Genomic DNA, 19505 nt, shown 5'->3' with positions numbered 1-19505 from the left:
GGTCTCGTGAAGGACGTCCGCCTGCAGGTCGCACCGTTCGCCCCCGGGGCACTGATCGGGCCGTTCACCAGCGCCAATCCCGGCCTTGGCGGCGTTTGCACCTTTGTCGGTAAGGTGCGCAGCGACGATGGCGTCGATGCGCTCGAGCTGTCGCATTACGAGCCGCTAACGCTGCCGGGCATGGACGCGCTGGCGGACGATGCGCTCGACCGCTTCGACCTGATGGGAATCCTGATGGTCCACCGGGTCGGGCGGCTCCATCCCGGCGAGCCGATCGTATGCGTCTCGGCTGCCGCGCGGCACCGGCGCGCCGCCATCGAGGCGGTGGATTTCTGCATGGACCATCTCAAGAGCGCGGCGTGGTTCTGGAAGCGCGAGCTGCGCAACGGCGAATGGCACTGGATCGAACCGCGCACGCAGGACCATCAGGACCTGGCCCGCTGGCAGCAATAATCGTCAATATTTGATCTGCATCAAGGCGCGGGCATGCGCGGCGGGGCATCCCCTTTTTCAACGAAGGAGAAAGCCCCATGAGCAAACACGTCAAGGACATCGTGGCCCGCGGCGAGGCCCGCATCGTCGCTGCCCCCGAGGTCAGGGCCGAGGTGCGCCACCAGGTCGAAGTCGACCGCAATTTCGAATTGCCAGCGGCGCTGTATGCCGCGACGGCCGGGTGCTTTTTCGCCTTTCTCGCGATCACCGGCATTGCCTTTGCCTCGCCGGGCCTCGCGATCCCGATGGCGATCTTTGCGGTATTCATCGTCGCCGCCTTCGGCGTTCCGACGATCTGGACGCGGCTCAAGAAGAATGGACTTGAGCCGAATGACACCAGCCCGATGACGACCGGTCAGTTCGGGGAATACGGAATCATGACCCACACCGGCCGGCTGATGCCGCGCGATGCCGCAATCCAGGTGCTGATACTGCCGGTGCTGGTCGTGCTGTGGGGTCTCGCCGCAGTGACGATTGCCGCTCTGGTTTAGCGAAGGGGGGACAGGTCCAGATCCACGCGGATCAATCCCCGATCCGCCCGGAAATGGCCTGCAACTGCGCGGGGTCGACCAGTTCGATCCCGCGCTTTCCTTTCCGCCGGATGGCACCGCTATCCTCGAGCTCGCCGAACTTGCGGCTGACGGTCTCGATCGTCAGGCCCAGCATGTTGGCGATTTCGCCGCGGGTCAGCGGCAGTTCGAATTCCTCCGCGAGATGGCAGGGCGAATGGCTGGCGGCGGCGGCGAAATCGTGCAGCAACGCGGCCAGTCGCGCCTCGGCGCTGGCATTGGCGGTCAGTTCCAGCAGGCTGCGGGTTGCCAGCAGATCTTCCTGGCTGCGCCGCAACAGCGCGCGGGCCAGCGCCGGATAGTCTTCCAGCGCCCGCTCGATATCGCGGCGGCCGAAGGTGCACAGCGTGCTGTCGGTGAGCGCGACGACATCGTGGTGCGCGAAGGGGGCGAACAGCTCGCCGACGAACCCTGCCGGGTGGACGAGGGAGAGGATCTGCTCGTCCCCGTCGGCATTGATCGCCGACACCTTGAGCGCACCGCTGACCAGGGTGGCGCAGGCGGCATCTTCGTCTCCGGCGGCGAACAGCATCTCGCCGCGCCCGAGCGCCCGGGTTCTCCCGGCGGCTGCGAGCGCGTTGCGTTCGTCAGCGGTCAGGACCGAGCACGCAGCCGAATCCCTGACCGGGCAGGTTTCGCAAGCGAGGTTCATCGCGACATTTGCTCCCACAGACCGGCTAGCGTGCGGTCCTGTTCTTCCACCAGCGCTGCCACCTGTGCCTGCGCTGCGGCGACATCCTGTTCGGGGCGAATGCGACCGCGCTTTCAGCCGCGATCAGATCGAGATCGCCCAGCGCAATCGCGGTGTCGCTGCGCAGCGAGCTGAGGTCCGCCAGCGCCACCAGCGCCCGCGCCCGCGCGTCGCTTTCGATGCTGGTGCCGCGCGCGCCGGTGACCGCCCGGCTGGCGGCGGGACGCGCGTTGGCGAAGGCGCGGCTGGAGGCGTTCGCCCGGTCGACGATCGCCGCGAGATCCCGGGCCGAGGCCACTGGCGCGACGGGTTCGACAGCACGCGCGGTGGGTGTGAACTGCCCGGAAATGCGCTCCGCATCGCGAATGGCGAGCGAGGGATAACGGCCGCTGTCTCCGGCACAGCCTGCAAGCATCGCAGCTGTCGCCACGGCAAGCGAAAGTCGAAACATTTCCCGTTCCATGATCGGCAGCATTCCTAACATGAGGTCACCGACCGGGATAGCCGAACAATGATCGGGGCGGACCGATTTTCCGGTCATCTTGGCGTTGACTTGGCGCCGCCTTTCCCTTAACGGCACGCTTCTTTCCGGCGCTGCGGGTTGCGGCGCCGCATTGCTGTTCGGCCCGCGTGGGAGTATCTCGTGCTTACCGGACATAGCCAAGATCGAGAGTACAAAGCCATGTTCGCAGTAGTGCGCACGGGCGGCAAGCAATATCGGGTTGCCGCCGGAGACAAGATTGCCGTTGAAAAGCTCGCGGGCGAAGCCGGCGACACGATCACGCTGGGTGACGTCCTGCTGGCCGGCGAAGGCGAAACCATCGCCGACGCGTCCAAGGTCACCGTCTCGGCCGAGATCATCGCCCAGGCGAAGAGCGAGAAGGTCGTCGTTTTCAAGAAGCGTCGCCGCCACAACTATCGCCGCAAGGCCGGTCACCGCCAGCAGATGACGTTGCTGCGGATCACCGATGTGGGCGAAGGCGCCAAGAAGCCGGCTGCCAAGAAGGCTGCCGCTCCGAAGAAGGAAGCTGCGCCCAAGACCGAAGCCAAGCCGGCAACGGAAAAGAAGGCGGCACCGGCCAAGAAGGCGCCTGCGAAGAAGGCCCCGGCCAAGAAAGCGGCTCCCAAGGCAGCAGAGGCCAAGAAGGCACCTGCGAAGAAAGCCCCGGCCAAGAAGGCTCCCGCCAAGAAAGCGGCGCCCAAGGCCGAAGACAAGAAGTAAGGATCACGAACGATGGCACATAAGAAAGCAGGCGGTTCATCCCGCAACGGTCGCGACTCAGCCGGCCGTCGCCTTGGTGTGAAGAAGTTCGGCGGTCAGGATGTGATCGGCGGCAACATCATCGTGCGCCAGCGCGGCACCAAGTTCTATCCGGGCACCAATGTCGGCATGGGCAAGGATCACACCCTGTTCGCGCTCGCCGAAGGCGTGGTGCGATTCCACAAGGGCAAGCTCGGCCGCAAATACGTGTCGGTAGACATGATTGCGCAAGCAGCCGAATAACCGGACGGTTCGTTAAGAGGATCGTCCACCGGGACGGTCCCAGCCGGGTTCAGCCGGCAACCAAAGAGGGAGATGGGGCCGACCCACTCCCTCTTGTCGTTTCTCCCTCACAGACTGGCGAATTCCGGTTCGCCGCAACGCATTTGTCACGCATTGCCCCTAGCGGGGCGACGTGGGGCGATCTCGAATGTCGAGAGGAGAGACACGTGTTCCATCGCAGCGAAAGATTGCTGTTACGGCCGATCTGGCCCGAGGACTGGCAGGCGATATTCGGCGGCATTGCCGATCAGGGCGTGGTCCGCAATCTCGCCCGCGCCCCGTGGCCCTATGACGAATCGCACGCCCGCGAATTCGCTGCGCGGGCGATCGATCCGCACCAGCCGCGCTTCCTCGTCACCCGCGCCAGCGATGCTGTCGTGGTGGGTTGCATCGGGCTCGATCTGATCGACGAACACCCCGACGCGATCGAGATGGGTTACTGGATCGCGCGCCCGTATTGGGGGCAGGGCTTCGCGACCGAGGCAGGCCGCGCCGTGCTCGACATCGCGGCGACGCTCGGTCATCGCAAGGTCGTGGCCTCGCACTTCCTCGACAATCCCGCCTCGGGCAGGGTGCTGCGAAAGCTCGGTTTCGAGCCGACCGGACGGATCGTCGAGCGGCACAGTTGCGGTCGCGGGGGAACGGCGAAGACCGCCGAATACACGATAGAGTTGGAGGGCGACGCGGTGTGGCAGAAGCGCGCGGCCTGACGCATCGGATTGCCGGGCGTCAGGCGGCCTTTGCCGGGCGCTGCTCGATCGGCTCCCCGTCGGGCATCACCGCATCGGCATAGGGGCTTTCCCATTTGCGGATCAGGTCGCGGTCGTCGTGATGCCAGGGATGGAACCCAGGCTTCAGGATCGCGGCCCATTCGCGCGCCATCCGTCGCATCATTCCGGGCCTGCCCCACAGGTACCAGGCGAGCCTGAACCGGCCTTTCCAGCGGGGAATGCCGTCCTGCTCCATCAGGCCCAGCGCATCGCGGACGCGGTTGCGGAAATACTTGCGGGTAATCAGCAGCGCGACCAGCGTCCTGATCGCGAATCGCCGCGCCCTGTTCCAGTCGCGCGTCGCGTGCAGCCAGACGTCGTACGATATGCCCTTGTGTTCGATTTCCTCGGTGGCGTGCCAGCGCCACAGCTCCGCCGCGACCGGATCGGCCCCGTCGAGGTAACGCGGATCGGACAGCAGGTGGCGCCCGATGACCGCCGCGAAATGTTCGAGCGCGAGCGTGACCGCCAGGTGGAACTCGCGCGACCGTCCATCGGCCAGCGACAGCATTTCCTGAATGCCCTTGTCGATCGAGACGACGTTGTAGCCGTGATCTTCGACCAGCCGGTTGAACGCCAGATGTTCGCGGGTGTGATTGACCTCCTGCGTGCAGAACGCCTTGATCTCGCGGGCGAGACTGCCGGGCACCGCCGCGCGGAATTCGCGCAGGGTCGCAACGAAATAGGCCTCCCCGCGCGGCAGGCTGGCGGAGAGCGAATTGAACCACGCGGTTGCGACCGGATCGTCCGAATGCCAGTGGCGGGGAACAATCGCTTCGCGATCGAACCGCTCGTCGCGTATGGTCAGCGAATGTCCGTCGGGCGCGGATGCCGCGCGAACCAACACCTGGCTGGCGAAGGGATCGCAATCCAGCGACGATCCGTCGAATTCGACGGCGCTGTTCCAATCGAGAGAGGTTAACTTGTTCATCGCTTCGAGTTCCAATAAAGGTCTATAAACAATGAAGGATCGCAAAAGGTTAACCCCGGAGGAGTCGCGCCTGGCCGCGCTCGAAGCGGCGCGGGCGCTGCTGATCGAAACCGGCCCGCAATCGGTCACGCTGAAAGCCGTCGCCTCGCGCATCGGCCGCACCCATGCCAACCTGCTTCACCACTTTGGATCGGCATCGGGGCTGCAGAAAGCGCTCGCGGAGCATCTTGCGAGGACCGTTTCGGAAACCATCATCGAGGCGGTGCATGCGAGCCGCGCGGGCCTCGGTTCGCCGCGCGAAGTGGTGGATCTGGCTTTCGACGCCTTCGATCGCGAAGGCGCCGGGGCGCTGACCAGCTGGATGCTGCTGACCGGCAACGAGGACGCGCTCGATCCGATAATCGCCACCATCCACGAACTGGTGGACAAGATCGCCCCCGAAGAAGCCGATCACTGCGCCGAGGACATGCGCGTCCATCGCGATACGCTCAATCTCGTGCTGATGGCGTTGGGGGATGCACTGATCGGAGCAGCGCTGGCGAATTCGCTCGGGCTGCCGCGCGATGCGGCGCGAGCCAGGGCGGAACAGATGCTCGAAGCCTCGCTGGCGGAGTACCAGCAGCGCTAACCTATTCCGGGGTCACGCCGTCGCGTTGCCAGTCCGGGAGCGTTGCGGGATCGAGATCCGCCACTCGCAGGTGATCGATCGCCAGTCCAAGCTCGGGGTAGGCCGCCTTGCGACGGGTTTCATCGGAGTGATCGAGCGGCACCACCACCAGCCGCCGGTTGACCTTCTGCCGCCAGTTCATCCGCGCGGTATTCTCCTGCCCGATATAGCAGCCCTTGCCGAAGCTCACGCCGTTCAATTCGACCGCGTTGGTTTCGAGCCACAGGATATCGGCGAGTTCCGCGCGGGTTTCGGGCACGCCGAGCGACAGGCGGTGGGCGAGATAGGCAGCGTCCGCCGCTTCGCCCTCCATCGGACCCAGCCAGCGGTAGCCGAGATCGGGCAGGCGTGGGTCGGGCGCACCGGTATCGACCGGGTCGCGGCCCCAGTGCACCCCGACGGTTGCGTCGCGCGCGATCGCGATCTTGCGACGCAGGCGATAGAGCGAAAGCCGCTTCGCCAGGTCGTCGGCGGCGTCGGCTTCGCAATCGAGCAACAGGTCGTCGCCATCGGCCCACACGAAGAAATCGAACATCGCCTTGCCCTGCGCCGTAAGCAGCGCGGCGTAGATCGGCAGATCGCCTGCAACATCGTTGGTCACCAGCCCCTGCAGGAACCCGCGCACGTCCTCGCCCGGCTCCATCGGCGCGAGACGAAGGATCGCTCTGTCGGTCAGCAGCGTGGTGCTCATTGGCTTTCTACCCGCTTGGCAACCGCCTCGGCGAGGCGCGGGCCCAGCTGCGGGCCCTGTTCGGGGTAGAGATAGGGTTCGATCAGCTCGGCTTCCATCAGCAGCGGCGAGCCGTCGTCATCGCGCAGCATGTCGATCCGGGCATAGAGCGGGGCGGGGTCGGGCAGCGCGGCGAGGATCGTGCTGGCGGCCTGCGCTTCCTCGGGCGAGGGCTCGTGCACGTTTTCGACCCCGCCATACAGCGACTGGATGCGATAATCGCCATCGGCGGGCAGCTTGCGCAAGGCGTGACTCAGCTCGCCATCGATGAACACGAAACTCAGCTCGCCATCGCTGGCGATCGCCGGAAGATAGGGCTGGAGCATCGCCGGATAACCGAACGTCCAGTCGCGATCGGGCAGCGAGCCGCGCCGGATGAGCTCCTGCCCCTCGGCACCCGCACCGACTTGCCGCTTGACCACGATGCGATCGGTATCGAACGTCTCCATCGCCTCGAGTGCGCCCCTGGGCGTCACCACCTCGCGCCACAGTGTGGGGATGGTCCGCGCGCCAGCCTCGGCAAGCTCGCGCAGATAGGTCTTCTTCGCGTTCCAGCGCACCAGATCGGGCGCGTTGCAGACCGAAACGCCGGCTGCTGCCAGCGCTTCGAGCTTGTCGAGGAACTGCGGGGCCTTGTCCTGATAGTTCCAGGCGGTGCCCAGCATCACCAGCTCGATCCCGTCGAAGCTTGCGAGCGGCGCTTCCCAGTCCACCACTGTCAGGATCATGTCCCGCGCCGCGAACGCGGGCTCGAGCGCGGCGATCATCAGATCGTGTTCGAACGCGTCTCCGCGTCTCTGGCCCGCGCCGGGAAGGGTGGTCTCGCAGGCCAGGAATCCGATCGTCGTCATGGACAGTGCCTTATGAGGCCGTGGCAGGGCTGGAAAGCCTTATCGTTGCCGACTAGGGAGCGCGCATGACCGACACTCTCACGATCCGCCGCCCCGACGACTGGCACCTGCATTTCCGCGACGGAGATATCATGCGCGGCGTGGTGCCCTACACCGCGCGGCAATTCGGACGCGCGATCGTGATGCCCAACCTCACTCCGCCGGTTACCACGTCCGCGCTGGCGGCCGCGTATCGCGAGCGCATACTCGCCGCCGTGCCCGAGGGAGTGTCCTTCACGCCGCTGATGACCTGCTACCTCACCGACACGACCGATGCGGACGATCTCGTGCGCGGCGCGGCCACGGGCGTATTCACCGCAGCCAAGCTCTACCCCGCCAACGCCACCACCAACTCCGCAGCCGGGGTGAGCGATGTCGAGCGCATCTACCCGGTGCTGGCGAGGATGGAGGCCGAGGGGATCGTGCTGTGCGTGCACGGCGAGGTGACCGATCACGATATCGACGTGTTCGACCGCGAGGCGGAGTTTATCGAGCGGCACCTGCGCGCAATCGTGAACGCGTTTCCGGCGCTCAAGGTCGTGTTCGAGCACATCACCACCGCTGATGCGGTCGCCTTCGTCGAAAGCGCATCGGAGAACGTCGCCGCGACGATCACGCCCCAGCATCTCCACATCAATCGCAATGCGATGCTGGTCGGCGGCATCCAGCCGCACAATTATTGCCTGCCGGTCGCCAAGCGCGAGACGCACCGGCTGGCGCTGCGCAACGCGGCGACCTCGGGATCAGCGAAATTCTTCCTCGGCACCGATTCGGCGCCGCACCTGCGCTCCGCCAAGGAAAACGCGTGCGGATGTGCCGGGATCTTCAACGCGCCCTTCGCGCTGGAGAGTTACCTGACCGTGTTCGATCAGGAAGAAGCGCTCGACGCATTCGAAGGCTTCGCCTCGATCCACGGGCCGGCTTTCTACGGTCTCCCCGTCAACGAGGATGCGATCACGCTCGAGCGCGGCAGCGTGATCGTGCCGGAGTCGCTCGAGCTGGTTGGCGAGGAGATCGTGCCGTTCCATGCCGGGCAGACGCTCGGCTGGCGGATGGCGGGCTAGGCCGCGGCGATCTTCGCGCGCCGGGTTCGCGACCACAGGTCGGCGACGAACACTCCCACCGCGATCCAGATCAGCACGAAACTGCCGAGCTGTGCCGCTTTCAGCTCCTGTTCGAACACCGTCAGCCCAAGCAGGAATACGATCGTCGGCGCGAGATACTGGATGAAGCCGAGCGTCGAATAATCCATCCTCCGCGCGGCAATCGCAAACAGCAGCAGCGGGACGGCGGTGACCACGCCGGAGAATGCGATCGCGGCGCTCAGGAACCAGTCCGCGCCGAATGCCGGCCCCGCCGGGGTTTGCGCATACCACGCGACGATGCCGATCGCGGGCAGCAGCAGGATCGTGCTCTCGATCGTCAATCCCGGGAGTGATCCCACCGCAACCTGTTTGCGAACAATGCCATAGAGCGCGAAGCTGAAAGCCAGCGTGAGGCTGATCCACAGTGTCGTTACCGCTTCGGCCGCAAGCAGTGCCACCGCCAGACCCGCAATCGCGACCGCCAGCCATTGCCATTTCGACAGCTTTTCGCCCAGCAGCAGCGTGCCCAGCAGCACGTTGAGCAACGGATTGAGATAGTATCCCAGGCTGGCGGCGTAGACCTGCTGCTGCATGATCGCCCAGATATAGACGAACCAGTTGATCGCGATGAGGATCGCGCTCGCCAGCAGCATCAGCATCGTCCGCCGGTTCGACAAGGCTTCCCGCAGCGCAGGGAACTGGCGGCGCAGCGCCACGATCACGAGGCAGAACGGCAAGGTCCAGATGATCCGCCAGCCGACGAATTCGATCGGCGGCACGCTCGTGACCAGCAACAGGTAGAGCGGCAGGAAACCCCAGATGATGTACGCGCCCAGCGCAGCGGGAAGGCCCGAAGGCCGGGCGTCCGCTGCCGCGGGCGAAGGAGCGGCGGAGCGTGCCATCGGGTCAGCGCACTAGGGCCGGCGAGCACCGTGGGCAAGCCTGCATCGCGTCTCGATCAGCCTACGATGCCGGTTTTGCTTAACGGTTCCTTTCGCCTCCGATTGCAGGGCGTTCAGCTAAAGACCCCTAAAGATGAATGACCGAATCGAAAGGGTCGCGTCCTTCTCCCCTGCGCGGCCCGATCCCCACGGCTTGGGTCATTCCCACCAATGACCCGGGCGCGGCTGCCACCAGTCGCGGAAAGCGCTCCTGTGTCCAACGTGACACGGGAGCGTTTTTGCCTCCGCTCGGGGAAAATTAACCAAACCGCCCGCATAGACGCTGGCATGGCGTCCCGTCCGTTTCGTAGCCTGCTGCCACTGTCGCTGCTCGCGCTTGCCGCGTGCGGCGAAGACCGCGCATCGCCCGCAAGCGATGCGGAACTCAGCGCCGATCCGGTGCTCGCACGGGCGCTTTACGATCCGCTGATGGTCGATCCCGATCTGGCCTATCGCAACGAGGCGAATGCGGCGATCACCATCCGGCACGACCACGCGCTGCCCCCGCTTGTCGCAGGCGATGGCGCCGACCAGCGGGCTCGCGAAGAGGCCCGGCTGGAACTGCTCGACGGGGGCGAAATCCTGCCGCTGCCCGATGCGCCGAACGGAGACGGCAGCGCGGCGCTGGCCACGGCACGATCGGCCGAGGCGATGATCCGGACGCTTGGCGGACCGCGCGAATGTGCTGCGCGGCTGGAACAGGGTTTTTCCTGGACTGCGCGCATGCCGGCTGCCGCGCAGATCATGCCGCACGGTATGGTGCAGCAGGCTGCCGGGAGCGATACCGGCGGGTGCAGCGTCAGGGTGGTGCGCTATCTCACTGCGGCAACCATCGAGGACGCGCTCGAATACCATTTCAACCGCGCCGCACGCGCGCAGTTGCGCACGGTGCGTTATGCGCAGCCCGGACCGAGCCTGCGCGGCTCGCGCGGCGATGAACAGTTCTTCGTCCACGCGCGCCCCGGTCCGAACGGGCTGAACGCGGTCGATCTGGTGTACTGGAAGCGGTGAACTATTCCTTCAGCCCGACGCCGATATTGGCGCGCGGCTGATCCATTTCGGTGCTGGCGACCGGATAGGCGCAGTAATCCGCCGCGTAGTAGGCGGCCGGTCGGTGGTTGCCCGATAGCCCGATCCCGCCGAATGGCGCGGCCGAAGAGGCCCCGTTGGTCGGGCGGTTCCAGTTGATGATCCCGGCGCGGATATTGGCCCAGAACCGCGCGTAATCGTCGGGCGTCCCGCCGATCAGCGAAGCCGAGAGACCGAACCGGGTGTTGTTCGCTTCGGCGATTCCGGCATCCAGATCCGGCACCCGGATCACCTGCAGCACCGGTCCGAACAGCTCGATATCGGGTCGATCCTCGATATCGGTCGTGTCGACGATGCCGGGCGTCAGAAACGGCTTGTCCGGGTCCGGGCGGCGCATGTGCACCAGCGGCTTGCCGCCTGCGGTGACCAGTTCGAGAAAGCTCTCGCCGAGCTTGTCGGCGGTGTCGTTGTCGATCACCGGGCCCATGAACGGCGGCGGTTCGTCCATCGGTCCGCCGACCAGCAATTTCTTGGTCAGCGGGATCAGCTCTGCCAGCAGCGCATCGTGCATGCTGTCCTTGACGATCAGCCGCCGCGCCGCCGTGCAGCGCTGGCCCGCGGTGGTGAAGGCGCTCTGCACGATCAGCACCGCCGCGTCTTCGACCTTGGGCGTGTCGATCACCACGATCGGGTTGTTGCCCCCCATCTCGAGCGCGACGATCTTGCCCGGGTTGGCGGCGAGCTTGCGGTTGATCGCGATCCCCGCCTGTGCCGAGCCGGTGAACAGCACGCCGTCCACGCCGGGGTGTGCGACCAGGTCCTTGCCCTCCTGCGGGCCGCCGATCACGATCTGGACCACGTCCTTCGGAATGCCGCAGCGGTGGAAGCATTCGACCAGCTTCGCTCCGACCGCTGGAGTCTTTTCGGAGGGTTTGAACAGGATCGTGTTGCCCGCGATCAGCGCCGGGACGATGTGGCCGTTGGGCAGGTGGACGGGGAAGTTGTACGGCCCCAGCACCGCCATCACGCCATGCGGCTTGTGCCGGACGGCCGCGGTTCCCTGCAGCGCGCTGTCGAGTTTCTTCTTGCCGGTCCGTTCGGCATAGGCCTGGACCGAAATCTCGACCTTGTTGACAACCGCTTCGACCTCGGTCCGCGCTTCCCACAGCGGCTTGCCGGTTTCCCTGGCGATCAGTTCCGCCAGTTCATCGGCCGCCTTGCGCACCTGGTTGGCGAAGCGGCGGGCCAGTTCGATCCGGTTGGTCAGCGATCTTGCGGCCCATTCGGGCCAGGCGCGCCGCGCCCGGCTGACCGCTTCGCCCACGTCGCCATGCTCCCCGCGCCACAGCTCTTCGCCGGTCGCAGGAGCATAGGAAATCAGGGTGGTGTCGGCAGCGGTCTCTGTCATGTTCTGGTCTTTGGCGCGGAGTTAGTCGCGCATTTGCCGAAAAGCTAGGGCTAAGGCGCTGCCACGGAATTCGCGCAGTCGCCGGGTTGCGCAATTATCCCCCGCATTCATTGGGTTGTGCATGACCCGAGGGCTCCGGCGGCGGCCCAAGTGCTTCGCCCACGCGACGCAGGGCCGCAACCTTGTCATGCAGGGGCGACCAGTCATCAGCGCGATCGATCTCCGACCAGATCGCTTCGACTTCGTCGATCAGCAGCGATTGCGGGGCAGAGTCCGCCCAGTAATCGTGCGACGTGTCGACAGGGTCGTAATCGCGCAGCATCGCCCCGATTTCCCCCTTGGCTCCGCGCGTGCCGCGATGGGCGAAGAAGAACGCGTCGGGACCCTCGCCGGTCTCCCGCATATGCTTTTCGCAGCCAGAGATCATGGCCGCGTCCGCCTCGATTCCTTTGGGCACAACACCAAGCCGCCAGCACCACCGGCGCGCGATCGCGGCCATGTAGAGTTCGCCGAATCGATCGAGCGCTGCGACCAGCGGTTCGGTTTCCGCGAGCAATCGCAGCGCTACGGCGAATTGCCCGCAATTCCAGTGCAATGCCTCAGGCTGGCGACCAAAGGCGTAGAGCCCGGCATGGTCGAAATAGGCGGCGGTGAAGCCGGGATCCCATGTCGGCAGCCAGCGCCACGGTCCGTAATCGAAGCTTTCGCCGGTGATGTTCATGTTGTCGGTATTGAGCACGCCGTGGACGAAGCCTGCGACCATGTAGCTGGCGGCGAGATCGGCCATCCGTTCGACCACCTGATGCATCAGGATGACCGCCGGTTCGTCACGTCCCGGGGCATCCTCGGGCGGTTGCGGGCCGGGGAAGTGGGCGAGACAATAGTCGACCAGAGCCGCCATATGATCGCGTTCCTCGAACGCGAGCAGGCGCTGGAACGTGCCGATGCGGATGTGCGAGTGCGAGAGGCGCACCATCACCGCCGAGCGGGTGGGCGATGGCTCGTCGTCCCGCATCAGTTCCTCGCCGGTCTCGATCACCGATAAAGTCCTGGAGGTGTTGACGCCCAGCGCTTCGAGCATCTCGGTCGCGAGGATTTCGCGAACCGCACCTTTCAGGGTCAGCCGCCCGTCGCCCGCGCGGCTGTAAGGCGTCTGGCCCGAACCCTTGGTACCGAGGTCGAGCAGGCGGTCGTCCGAATCGCGCAGCTGCGCAAACAGGAATCCGCGCCCGTCGCCGATCTCGGGATTGTAAACGCGGAACTGGTGCCCGTGGTATTTCAGGGCGAGCGGTTGCGGCAGATTGCCGTCGAGCGGTTCGAAGCGGCCGAAATGCGCGGTCCAGCCATTGTCGCTCAGGCCATCGAGCCCGATGCTGGCAGCCGCGCGATCATTGCGGAAACGCAGGCGGGTTTCGGGGAAATCGGCAGCGGCCACCGGATCGCCCAGCCAATCGGCAATTTCCGCAATCGCCGGATCGGGGCGGTATCGAGCAGCTTGCGGTTCGGGGCGCATCTCGCGATATTGGGGGCAAGCGGCGTGTGCTGCAAGCGTGCGCGCCAAGCAATTCCGGGGGAATGTCGCCCTTTATGGCCACTTTGTACCAAGACCGCAGCTGGACCAGCAGCGACGGGCTGACCTTGCATTACCGCGATTACCGAGGGCCGGAGAGCTATTCCGGTCCGCCGGTTATCTGCATGCATGGTCTGACCCGAAATTCGCGCGACTTCGCCGATCTCGGCGCGCACATCAGCGCAACGCGCCGTGTCATCGTGCCCGAAATGCGCGGCCGCGGGATGAGCGATTACGCACCCGATTCGGACACGTACAACCCGCTGACCTATGTCGCCGACGTCGAAACGCTGTTGGCGGAAGAAGGTATCGAACGGTTCATTTCGATCGGCACCTCCATGGGCGGGCTGATGACGCTGTTGCTGGCGCACGCCAAGCCGGGGCGGATTGCCGCCTGCGTGCTCAACGATATCGGGCCGGAAGTCGAGGCATCCGGGGTCGAGCGGATATCGGGCTATGTCGGTCAGGGACGCAGCTACCCGACCTGGATCCATGCCGCGCGATCGCTCAGCGAAGTACACGGCGCGGCGTTTCCCGATTACGACCTCGAAAAATGGCTCGAAATGGCCAAGCGCACGCTGGTGGTGAGCCAGAACGGGCGGATCAGCTACGATTACGACATGGCAATCGCCGAGCCGTTCGCGAAGCCCGGCAACGCCGCTCCTGCCAATCTGTGGCAGGCGTTCGAGGCGCTGCGCGATGTGCCGATGGTGCTGGTGCGGGGCGAATTGTCCGACCTGATCTCGGCGCAAACGGTCGAACGGATGGAAGCGATCAATCCCGCGATGCGGACCGTCACCGTGCCACGCGTGGGCCATGCGCCGACCCTCGACGAACCCGAAGCGCGCGCCGCGATCGACGCCCTGCTGGCGGGTATCGAATGAGCGACGGTTCCGGCGGTCCGCCCAGGGTCCTGCACTGCCATTCGACCTTTTCGGCTGGCGGAAAGGAGCTGCGCGCGGTGCAGCTGATGAACGCTTTCGGCCCGGCGCTCCACCACACAGTGATTTCGGGCACGCCGGGCGAAACGGGCGCGCGCGAATACATCGACCGCGCGGTGGATGTACGCTTTCCGCAGGATTTCCCAGCGCTCAAGGGGTTGCCGACGCCCGGGCGACTGGTCAGGATCGCGGAAGCGCTCAAGCCGTTCGACCTGATCCTGACCTACAATTGGGGCGCGATGGACGTGGTCATGGCGCATACGGTGTTCGGCAAGCAGTTCGGGCTCGCCCCGCTGATCCATCACGAGGACGGCTTCAACGAGGACGAGGCAGGCGAGCTCAAGCTGCGCCGAAACGTGTATCGCCGGATCGCGCTGACCGGTGCGACCTCGCTGGTCGTGCCGAGCCGCCTGCTGGAGCGGATTGCGCTGACTCGCTGGAAACAGCCGCCCGAGCGGATCAAACGCATACCCAACGGGATCGATATCACGCGGTTCGGACGCGAGCCGGAGCCGGGCGCCTTGCGAGTCATCAAGCGCGCAGGCGAGTTCTGGATCGGAACGCTTGCGGGACTGCGCCCGGTCAAGCAGTTGCCGATGCTGGTCGAAGCGTGCGCCGGCCTGCCCGAGAGCTGGCACCTCGTGATCCTCGGCGAAGGGCCGGAACGGGACGCGATCCGCGAACGGGCGGTGGCCGCCGACATCAGTCACCGTGTCCATCTGCCGGGGGTCGTGAACGATCCCGCGCGGGTCATCGGCCTGTTCGATATTTTTGCCCTGTCTTCGAAATCCGAACAGTTTCCGCTTTCGGTGGTGGAAGCGATGGCCGCCGGCCTTCCGGTGGTCGCGCCCGACGTCGGCGATATCAAGGCGATGGTGTCCGAGGCAAACCGACCATTCATCGCGGTTCCGGACAGCGCGCTCGCCCTGGCTTCGATGCTGGAGGAACTGGCCGGTGACGCGGCTGTGCGACGTGATGTCGGTGCTGCCAACCGCATCAGGGCGACCGAACACTTCGATAAGGCGGCGATGATCGCCCGTTACCGGGCGCTGTATTCCGATGCGCTCGGCCGGGAAATCTGACGACATCGCTTCATTGGTGGTTCAACTTACCGACGGCATCTCGCCGGGGAGAGGGTCTGGGCCTGTGCGTGCGCGGCATTGCGGAAGGCAGCGCTCCTGCCTAAAGCACGCCCGAACCGAAATCAGGATGAGGATCAGAGCCCCGTGGCGCTCAACCCGACCGACCCGAACAAAGCCGACAAGAACAAGTCCAAGGACAGTGCCGCGTCCGCCGAGGACGAAATCCTCATGCGCGAAATCGACGAGGCGGTGCGCAAGGACGATGTCGAGCAGTTCGCCAAGAAATACGGCGTCGCCATTGCCGGGCTGCTGGCGATCGTGCTGGTCGGGTTTGGCGGCTACCTGTTCTGGGACAGCCGCAACGAGGCTGCGCTCGAAGCCGAATCCGAAACGATCGTCAGCGCGCTCGATTCGACCCAGGCGGGCGAATTCGATGCGGCGGCAAAGAAAGTCGATCCGCTGCTCGATTCCGGTTCGCCGGGCGCGCGCACATCGGCTCGCTTCCTCAAGGCTGGAGCGGCGCTGGAGCAGGGCAAGTTCGACGAGGCGGTCGCGCTCTACAAGCAGGTCGCCGACGATCCCGACGCACCCCCGGCCTTGCGGGATCTCGCCCGAATTCGCGAAGTCGCGACCAATTTCGACACGCGCAAGCCCGCCGATGTGATCGCCAAGCTCAAGGACCTGGCCGTGCCCGGCAACGCCTTTTTCGGCAGCGCGGGCGAACTGACCGCCATCGCGCATCTCGAATCCGGCAACCGCAGAGAAGCCGGGGCGATGTTCGCGGCGATCGCCAAGGACGAAGACGTGCCGAACACGCTGCGAACCCGGGCGCGCCAGATGGCCGGATTGCTTGGGGTCGATGCGATCGAGGATGTCGAGCAACTGCTCGAAGACGAGGGCGTGCTCCCTGCCGACAGGGACGGCGAGGGGCCAATTGCCGCGCAGTAGCATGCGCAAATGCAGCACCGGAAATGACTTGGACGGACGTATGACGATGTACTGGAATGCCACGAAGACCGCTCTGATCGCCGGGATGCTGGCCGCCACGCTGACCGCCTGCAGCGGCGGGGGACTGTTCGGCGGCGGCAAGAAGACCACGCCCACGGTTGGCGACCGCATGCCGATCCTGTCGCGGATCGAAAGCGGAACGGTGGTTGATCCCACGCTGGCCGGGGTGAGCGTGGTGCTGCCCCCGGCAGCGGCGAATGCCGAATGGGCGCAGGTCGGCGGATCGGCCAGCAAATCCTATGGCCATCTCCAGCTGTCCGAGACTCCCGCCAGGGTGTGGACTGCGCGGGTCGAGGGATCGAGCGATCGCGCGCGTCTTGCCGCAACGCCGGTGATCGGCGGCGACAAGCTGTTCGCGGTCGGGTCGGACGGTGCGATTCAGGCGTTCGACAAGAACAACGGGTCCCGGATCTGGAGCGTCGATGTCGATATGGACGCCGACATGCGCCCGTCGGCGTTCGGCGGCGGGGTGAGCTACAACGACGGCAAGCTCTACGCCACCAATGGCGCGGGCGAGGTCAAGGCGCTCGACGCGGACACGGGTTCCATCATCTGGCAGGTGAAGCCATCCGGGCCGCTGCGCGGATCGCCGACGATCGCGTTCGGTCAGCTGTTCGTGATGACGCAGGACAACCAGATCATCGCGCTCGATATCAGCGACGGCAGCCTGATGTGGGACGAATCGGGTTCCGCGACGCAATCGGGGGTGTTCGGCGTGGCCGCACCTGCGGCCGGTCAGGGGACGGTGATCGCCGGCTATTCGAGCGGTGAACTGTCCGCCTATCGCTATGAAAACGGGCGCACCCTGTGGTCGGACGCGCTGGCGCGTACCAACATTTCGACCCAGGTGAGTTCGCTGACCGATATCGATGCCGATCCGATCATCGATTCGGGGCGGGTCTACGCGCTCGGTCAGGGCGGACGCATGGCAGCCTACGAGCTGGTCACCGGACAGCGCATCTGGGAGCTCAACCTCGCGGGCATCTCGACTCCGGCGATTGCGGGCGAGTGGATCTTCACGCTTACCGACGACGCCCGGATGCTGGCGATTGCGCGCTCGACCGGCCGGGTGCGCTGGATCACGCAATTGCAGCGCTGGCGCGATGAAAAGGACAAGGAAGGCCCGATTTTCTGGACCGGACCGGTCCTGGCGGGCAACCACCTGTGGGTCGCGAGCTCGCGCGGCGAAGTGTGGAAGCTGAGCGTGGGCGAAGGGTCGGCGCAGCTGTTCGCCGATATCGACCAGCCGGTCAGCCTGCCGCCCGTGGTGGCCGACGGTTATCTCTACATTCTCGACGACAGCGGAACGATCCACGCCTGGCGATAGACTGCCGGTGACGACCGCCCGCCGTTAACGATTGGACCGGCGCTGTTCCCGGAAGGGACCGCCCGGATAATCCACCCGCGTTGTTAACCCTTTGCCGCTAAGGGCGAAGGGCAATGAGCGCGACCTCACGATCCGCGACCGGTGCCAAACCCGCACCGCCACCCAGCGACGTTTCGGCAGGCGTAGGCCTCGCCGGGCTGCTGGGCCTGTTCGCTTGGATATTGTTCTGCCGCGCCTATCCCGCGATCGCCGATGCGCTGGGTCTGAGCGGCCCGCTGTCGTCCGGGCGGGGCGTGCTGTCGGGACCCTATGCCGCGCTTGCGGCGATGCTCTTCACGGCCGGGCCGATGGCGATCTGGTCGGTGCTGGTCGACCGGGTGCATCTGCGGCCCTCGACCGGGCTCGACTGGAGCCTGAAGCGCACAATATCCGAGATCGTACCGGTATCGACGGTGAAGATCGCGGGTCTGTGGTCGACCTGGGCGATCCTCGCCGCGCTGTACGGGCTGTGCCGCTGGTACTGGGACGGGCAATACCTGTTCGCGATGGAGGTGCTCACCGTCGCACTGTTGCCGATGGTGGTGCTGTCGGTGCCCTATGTGATCTGGCTCGACCGCTTCATGATCGAGCCGCGCGATGCGACCTGGCATTTCGGCGCGATGATGATCGGGCGCGGGGAATGGGACGCCGGGAAGATCAGGAAGCACTGGCGCGCGTGGATCATCAAGGGCTTTTTCGGCGCGTTCATGATCTCGATCCTGCCGCCGGGCTTTGCCGAGATCGTCGAGGCGAACCCGGCCGAGATCATCTCCAACCCGGTCGCAATCGGGGTGCTGCTGATCACGTTGCTGTTCGTGATCGACGTACAGATCGGCACGGTCGGATACCTGTTCACGCTGCGCCCGCTCGATGCGCATATTCGCAGCGGCAACCCGTTTCTGGGCGGCTGGCTGGCGGCGTTGCTATGCTACCCGCCGTTCGTGTGGGGCCTGATCGGCAGCAACAACCAGATCCTGAGCTACGAAAGCAATGTCGCGGGATGGGGGCACTGGCTGGCGGGCAACGATGCCGCCCTGTGGCTATGGGCGGGCTGGCTGGTGTTCCTCACCGGCGTCTACGCCTGGGCGACGGTGGCGTTCGGCATCCGCTTTTCCAACCTCACCTATCGCGGCGTGCTGACCAACGGGCCGTATCGCTTCACCCGGCACCCGGCCTACCTGTCGAAGAACCTGTTCTGGTGGTGTTCGGTGATGCCGTTCCTGGTGACCAACGGCTCTCCCGCCGATGCGATCCGCAACAGCTTTTTCCTGTTGCTGGTCAACGCGATCTATTACTGGCGCGCGCGGACCGAGGAAGCGCACCTGCTCGCAGAAGATCCGAAATATCGCGAATATTACGACTGGATGGACCAGCACGGCGTGATCACGGCGCCGCTTGTCCGCCTGAAACGACGGATCATGCGGCGCGGGAGTGGGGCTGGGCGCGGGCCGGTGGCGGAGCCCGCCGAATAGCAGCTACAACAGCGGCGCGCCGTCGTCCGCCTGGAACTTGAGCGCTTCGACCACCGTCACATCGAGCGAACCCAGCGCCTTCTGGAACGCCGCCATGTGCGGGGTCTGGAAGTGGAAGGTGAGTGCGGCCTCGTCGACCCATTTTTCGACGATGTTGAGCGTTGCGGGGTCGAGCACGTCGACCGAATAGGCGTATTCGATGCAGCCTTCTTCGGCTCGCGACGCTTCGATCATCGCCGTGAACGCCGCGCGCCCGGCTTCGAGTGCGCCTGCGCCAAGTTTTGCTTTCGCCAGCACGATCAGCATGATGGACCGCCCCT

22 protein-coding genes are annotated in these 19505 nt (G+C 65.4%); 13 read left to right on the top strand and 9 right to left on the bottom strand.

Annotation, left to right across the window (positions count from 1 at the left end; translation table 11 throughout):
* The first annotated feature begins 6 nt into the window (after window positions 1–6).
* Together KDC96_RS07820 and KDC96_RS07815 are read left to right on the top strand one after the other, a co-directional pair.
* Window positions 7–453: a molybdenum cofactor biosynthesis protein MoaE gene (locus tag KDC96_RS07820; RefSeq protein WP_212452082.1), complete on the top strand. Its 447-nt coding sequence runs from the start codon at window positions 7–9 to the stop codon at window positions 451–453.
* Between the two features lie 77 nt (window positions 454–530).
* A complete protein-coding gene (locus KDC96_RS07815; RefSeq protein WP_212452079.1) occupies window positions 531–983 on the top strand; it encodes a hypothetical protein in 453 nt (150 codons plus the stop codon).
* Window positions 984–1014: 31 nt separating this feature from the next.
* Here KDC96_RS07815 and KDC96_RS07810 read toward each other — a convergent pair whose 3' ends face one another.
* Together KDC96_RS07810 and KDC96_RS07805 are read right to left on the bottom strand one after the other, a co-directional pair.
* Window positions 1015–1713, bottom strand: coding sequence for a Crp/Fnr family transcriptional regulator (locus tag KDC96_RS07810; protein WP_212452077.1), 699 nt, complete (start codon window positions 1711–1713; stop codon window positions 1015–1017).
* Window positions 1714–1738: 25 nt separating this feature from the next.
* Window positions 1739–2203, bottom strand: a complete 465-nt coding sequence (locus tag KDC96_RS07805) for a hypothetical protein (protein WP_212452075.1) — start codon at window positions 2201–2203, stop codon at window positions 1739–1741.
* A 231-nt stretch (window positions 2204–2434) separates the two neighbouring features.
* On the opposite strand from KDC96_RS07805, the gene rplU reads away from it, so the two are divergent.
* The 3 genes from rplU (at window position 2435) to KDC96_RS07790 (ending at window position 4005) form a co-directional block, all read left to right on the top strand.
* Window positions 2435–2974 carry a 50S ribosomal protein L21 gene (rplU, locus tag KDC96_RS07800; protein WP_212452073.1) on the top strand — a complete coding sequence of 180 codons (540 nt, stop codon included), beginning with the start codon at window positions 2435–2437 and terminating at the stop codon, window positions 2972–2974.
* A 12-nt stretch (window positions 2975–2986) separates the two neighbouring features.
* Window positions 2987–3256 carry a 50S ribosomal protein L27 gene (gene rpmA / locus KDC96_RS07795; protein ID WP_212452071.1) on the top strand — a complete coding sequence of 90 codons (270 nt, stop codon included), beginning with the start codon at window positions 2987–2989 and terminating at the stop codon, window positions 3254–3256.
* 206 nt (window positions 3257–3462) lie between these two features.
* Window positions 3463–4005, top strand: coding sequence for a GNAT family N-acetyltransferase (locus tag KDC96_RS07790; RefSeq protein ID WP_212452069.1), 543 nt, complete (start codon window positions 3463–3465; stop codon window positions 4003–4005).
* A 19-nt stretch (window positions 4006–4024) separates the two neighbouring features.
* On the opposite strand, the gene KDC96_RS07785 is transcribed toward KDC96_RS07790, so the two are convergent.
* Window positions 4025–4996: a metal-dependent hydrolase gene (locus KDC96_RS07785; protein WP_212452067.1), complete on the bottom strand. Its 972-nt coding sequence runs from the start codon at window positions 4994–4996 to the stop codon at window positions 4025–4027.
* Window positions 4997–5027: 31 nt separating this feature from the next.
* Between KDC96_RS07785 and KDC96_RS07780 the strand changes: the two genes are divergently transcribed.
* Window positions 5028–5624 (top strand): TetR/AcrR family transcriptional regulator, encoded by a 597-nt coding sequence (locus tag KDC96_RS07780; protein WP_212452065.1) that lies wholly within the window; start codon window positions 5028–5030, stop codon window positions 5622–5624.
* A 1-nt stretch (window position 5625) separates the two neighbouring features.
* Here KDC96_RS07780 and KDC96_RS07775 read toward each other — a convergent pair whose 3' ends face one another.
* The gene (locus KDC96_RS07775; protein WP_212452063.1) at window positions 5626–6354 is read right to left on the bottom strand and encodes a folate-binding protein YgfZ; all 729 of its coding nucleotides are present in this window, start codon (window positions 6352–6354) and stop codon (window positions 5626–5628) included.
* Window positions 6351–7244, bottom strand: a complete 894-nt coding sequence (locus KDC96_RS07770) for a RimK family alpha-L-glutamate ligase (protein WP_212452061.1) — start codon at window positions 7242–7244, stop codon at window positions 6351–6353. Before KDC96_RS07770 ends, KDC96_RS07775 begins: the two co-directional genes overlap by 4 nt.
* 65 nt (window positions 7245–7309) lie before the next feature.
* Here KDC96_RS07770 and pyrC point away from each other — a divergent pair, with 65 nt between their 5' ends.
* Window positions 7310–8347: a dihydroorotase gene (gene pyrC, locus KDC96_RS07765; protein WP_212452060.1), complete on the top strand. Its 1038-nt coding sequence runs from the start codon at window positions 7310–7312 to the stop codon at window positions 8345–8347.
* Here the strand turns inward: pyrC and rarD are convergent.
* Window positions 8344–9270, bottom strand: a complete 927-nt coding sequence (gene rarD / locus KDC96_RS07760; RefSeq protein WP_212452058.1) for an EamA family transporter RarD — start codon at window positions 9268–9270, stop codon at window positions 8344–8346. The two genes, pyrC and rarD, sit on opposite strands and share 4 nt — an antisense overlap.
* 327 nt (window positions 9271–9597) lie before the next feature.
* On the opposite strand from rarD, the gene KDC96_RS07755 reads away from it, so the two are divergent.
* A complete protein-coding gene (locus tag KDC96_RS07755; RefSeq protein ID WP_212452056.1) occupies window positions 9598–10320 on the top strand; it encodes a hypothetical protein in 723 nt (240 codons plus the stop codon).
* Between the two features lies 1 nt (window position 10321).
* On the opposite strand, the gene astD is transcribed toward KDC96_RS07755, so the two are convergent.
* Together astD and KDC96_RS07745 are read right to left on the bottom strand one after the other, a co-directional pair.
* Window positions 10322–11746: a succinylglutamate-semialdehyde dehydrogenase gene (astD, locus tag KDC96_RS07750; protein ID WP_212452054.1), complete on the bottom strand. Its 1425-nt coding sequence runs from the start codon at window positions 11744–11746 to the stop codon at window positions 10322–10324.
* A gap of 94 nt (window positions 11747–11840) precedes the next feature.
* Window positions 11841–13259 carry a protein adenylyltransferase SelO gene (locus tag KDC96_RS07745; protein WP_212452051.1) on the bottom strand — a complete coding sequence of 473 codons (1419 nt, stop codon included), beginning with the start codon at window positions 13257–13259 and terminating at the stop codon, window positions 11841–11843.
* Between the two features lie 74 nt (window positions 13260–13333).
* On the opposite strand from KDC96_RS07745, the gene KDC96_RS07740 reads away from it, so the two are divergent.
* From KDC96_RS07740 to KDC96_RS07720, 5 genes are all read left to right on the top strand, one after another.
* Window positions 13334–14200, top strand: coding sequence for an alpha/beta fold hydrolase (locus KDC96_RS07740; RefSeq protein ID WP_212452048.1), 867 nt, complete (start codon window positions 13334–13336; stop codon window positions 14198–14200).
* The gene (locus KDC96_RS07735) at window positions 14197–15339 is read left to right on the top strand and encodes a glycosyltransferase family 4 protein (RefSeq protein WP_212452046.1); all 1143 of its coding nucleotides are present in this window, start codon (window positions 14197–14199) and stop codon (window positions 15337–15339) included. Before KDC96_RS07740 ends, KDC96_RS07735 begins: the two co-directional genes overlap by 4 nt.
* 144 nt (window positions 15340–15483) lie before the next feature.
* A complete protein-coding gene (locus KDC96_RS07730; protein WP_249171974.1) occupies window positions 15484–16287 on the top strand; it encodes a tetratricopeptide repeat protein in 804 nt (267 codons plus the stop codon).
* Window positions 16288–16327: 40 nt separating this feature from the next.
* Window positions 16328–17674 carry a PQQ-binding-like beta-propeller repeat protein gene (locus tag KDC96_RS07725; RefSeq protein ID WP_212452506.1) on the top strand — a complete coding sequence of 449 codons (1347 nt, stop codon included), beginning with the start codon at window positions 16328–16330 and terminating at the stop codon, window positions 17672–17674.
* A gap of 113 nt (window positions 17675–17787) precedes the next feature.
* Window positions 17788–19185: an isoprenylcysteine carboxylmethyltransferase family protein gene (locus KDC96_RS07720; protein WP_212452044.1), complete on the top strand. Its 1398-nt coding sequence runs from the start codon at window positions 17788–17790 to the stop codon at window positions 19183–19185.
* A gap of 3 nt (window positions 19186–19188) precedes the next feature.
* Here the strand turns inward: KDC96_RS07720 and KDC96_RS07715 are convergent, their stop codons facing one another.
* Complete coding sequence (locus tag KDC96_RS07715) at window positions 19189–19491, bottom strand: putative quinol monooxygenase (RefSeq protein WP_212452042.1); 303 nt, start codon at window positions 19489–19491, stop codon at window positions 19189–19191.
* Window positions 19492–19505 lie beyond the last annotated feature (14 nt).

Source organism: Erythrobacter sp. JK5 (assembly GCF_018205975.1).
Taxonomy (GTDB): Bacteria; Pseudomonadota; Alphaproteobacteria; order Sphingomonadales; family Sphingomonadaceae; genus Erythrobacter.
This window is presented reverse-complemented; position numbering and strand designations above follow the sequence as displayed.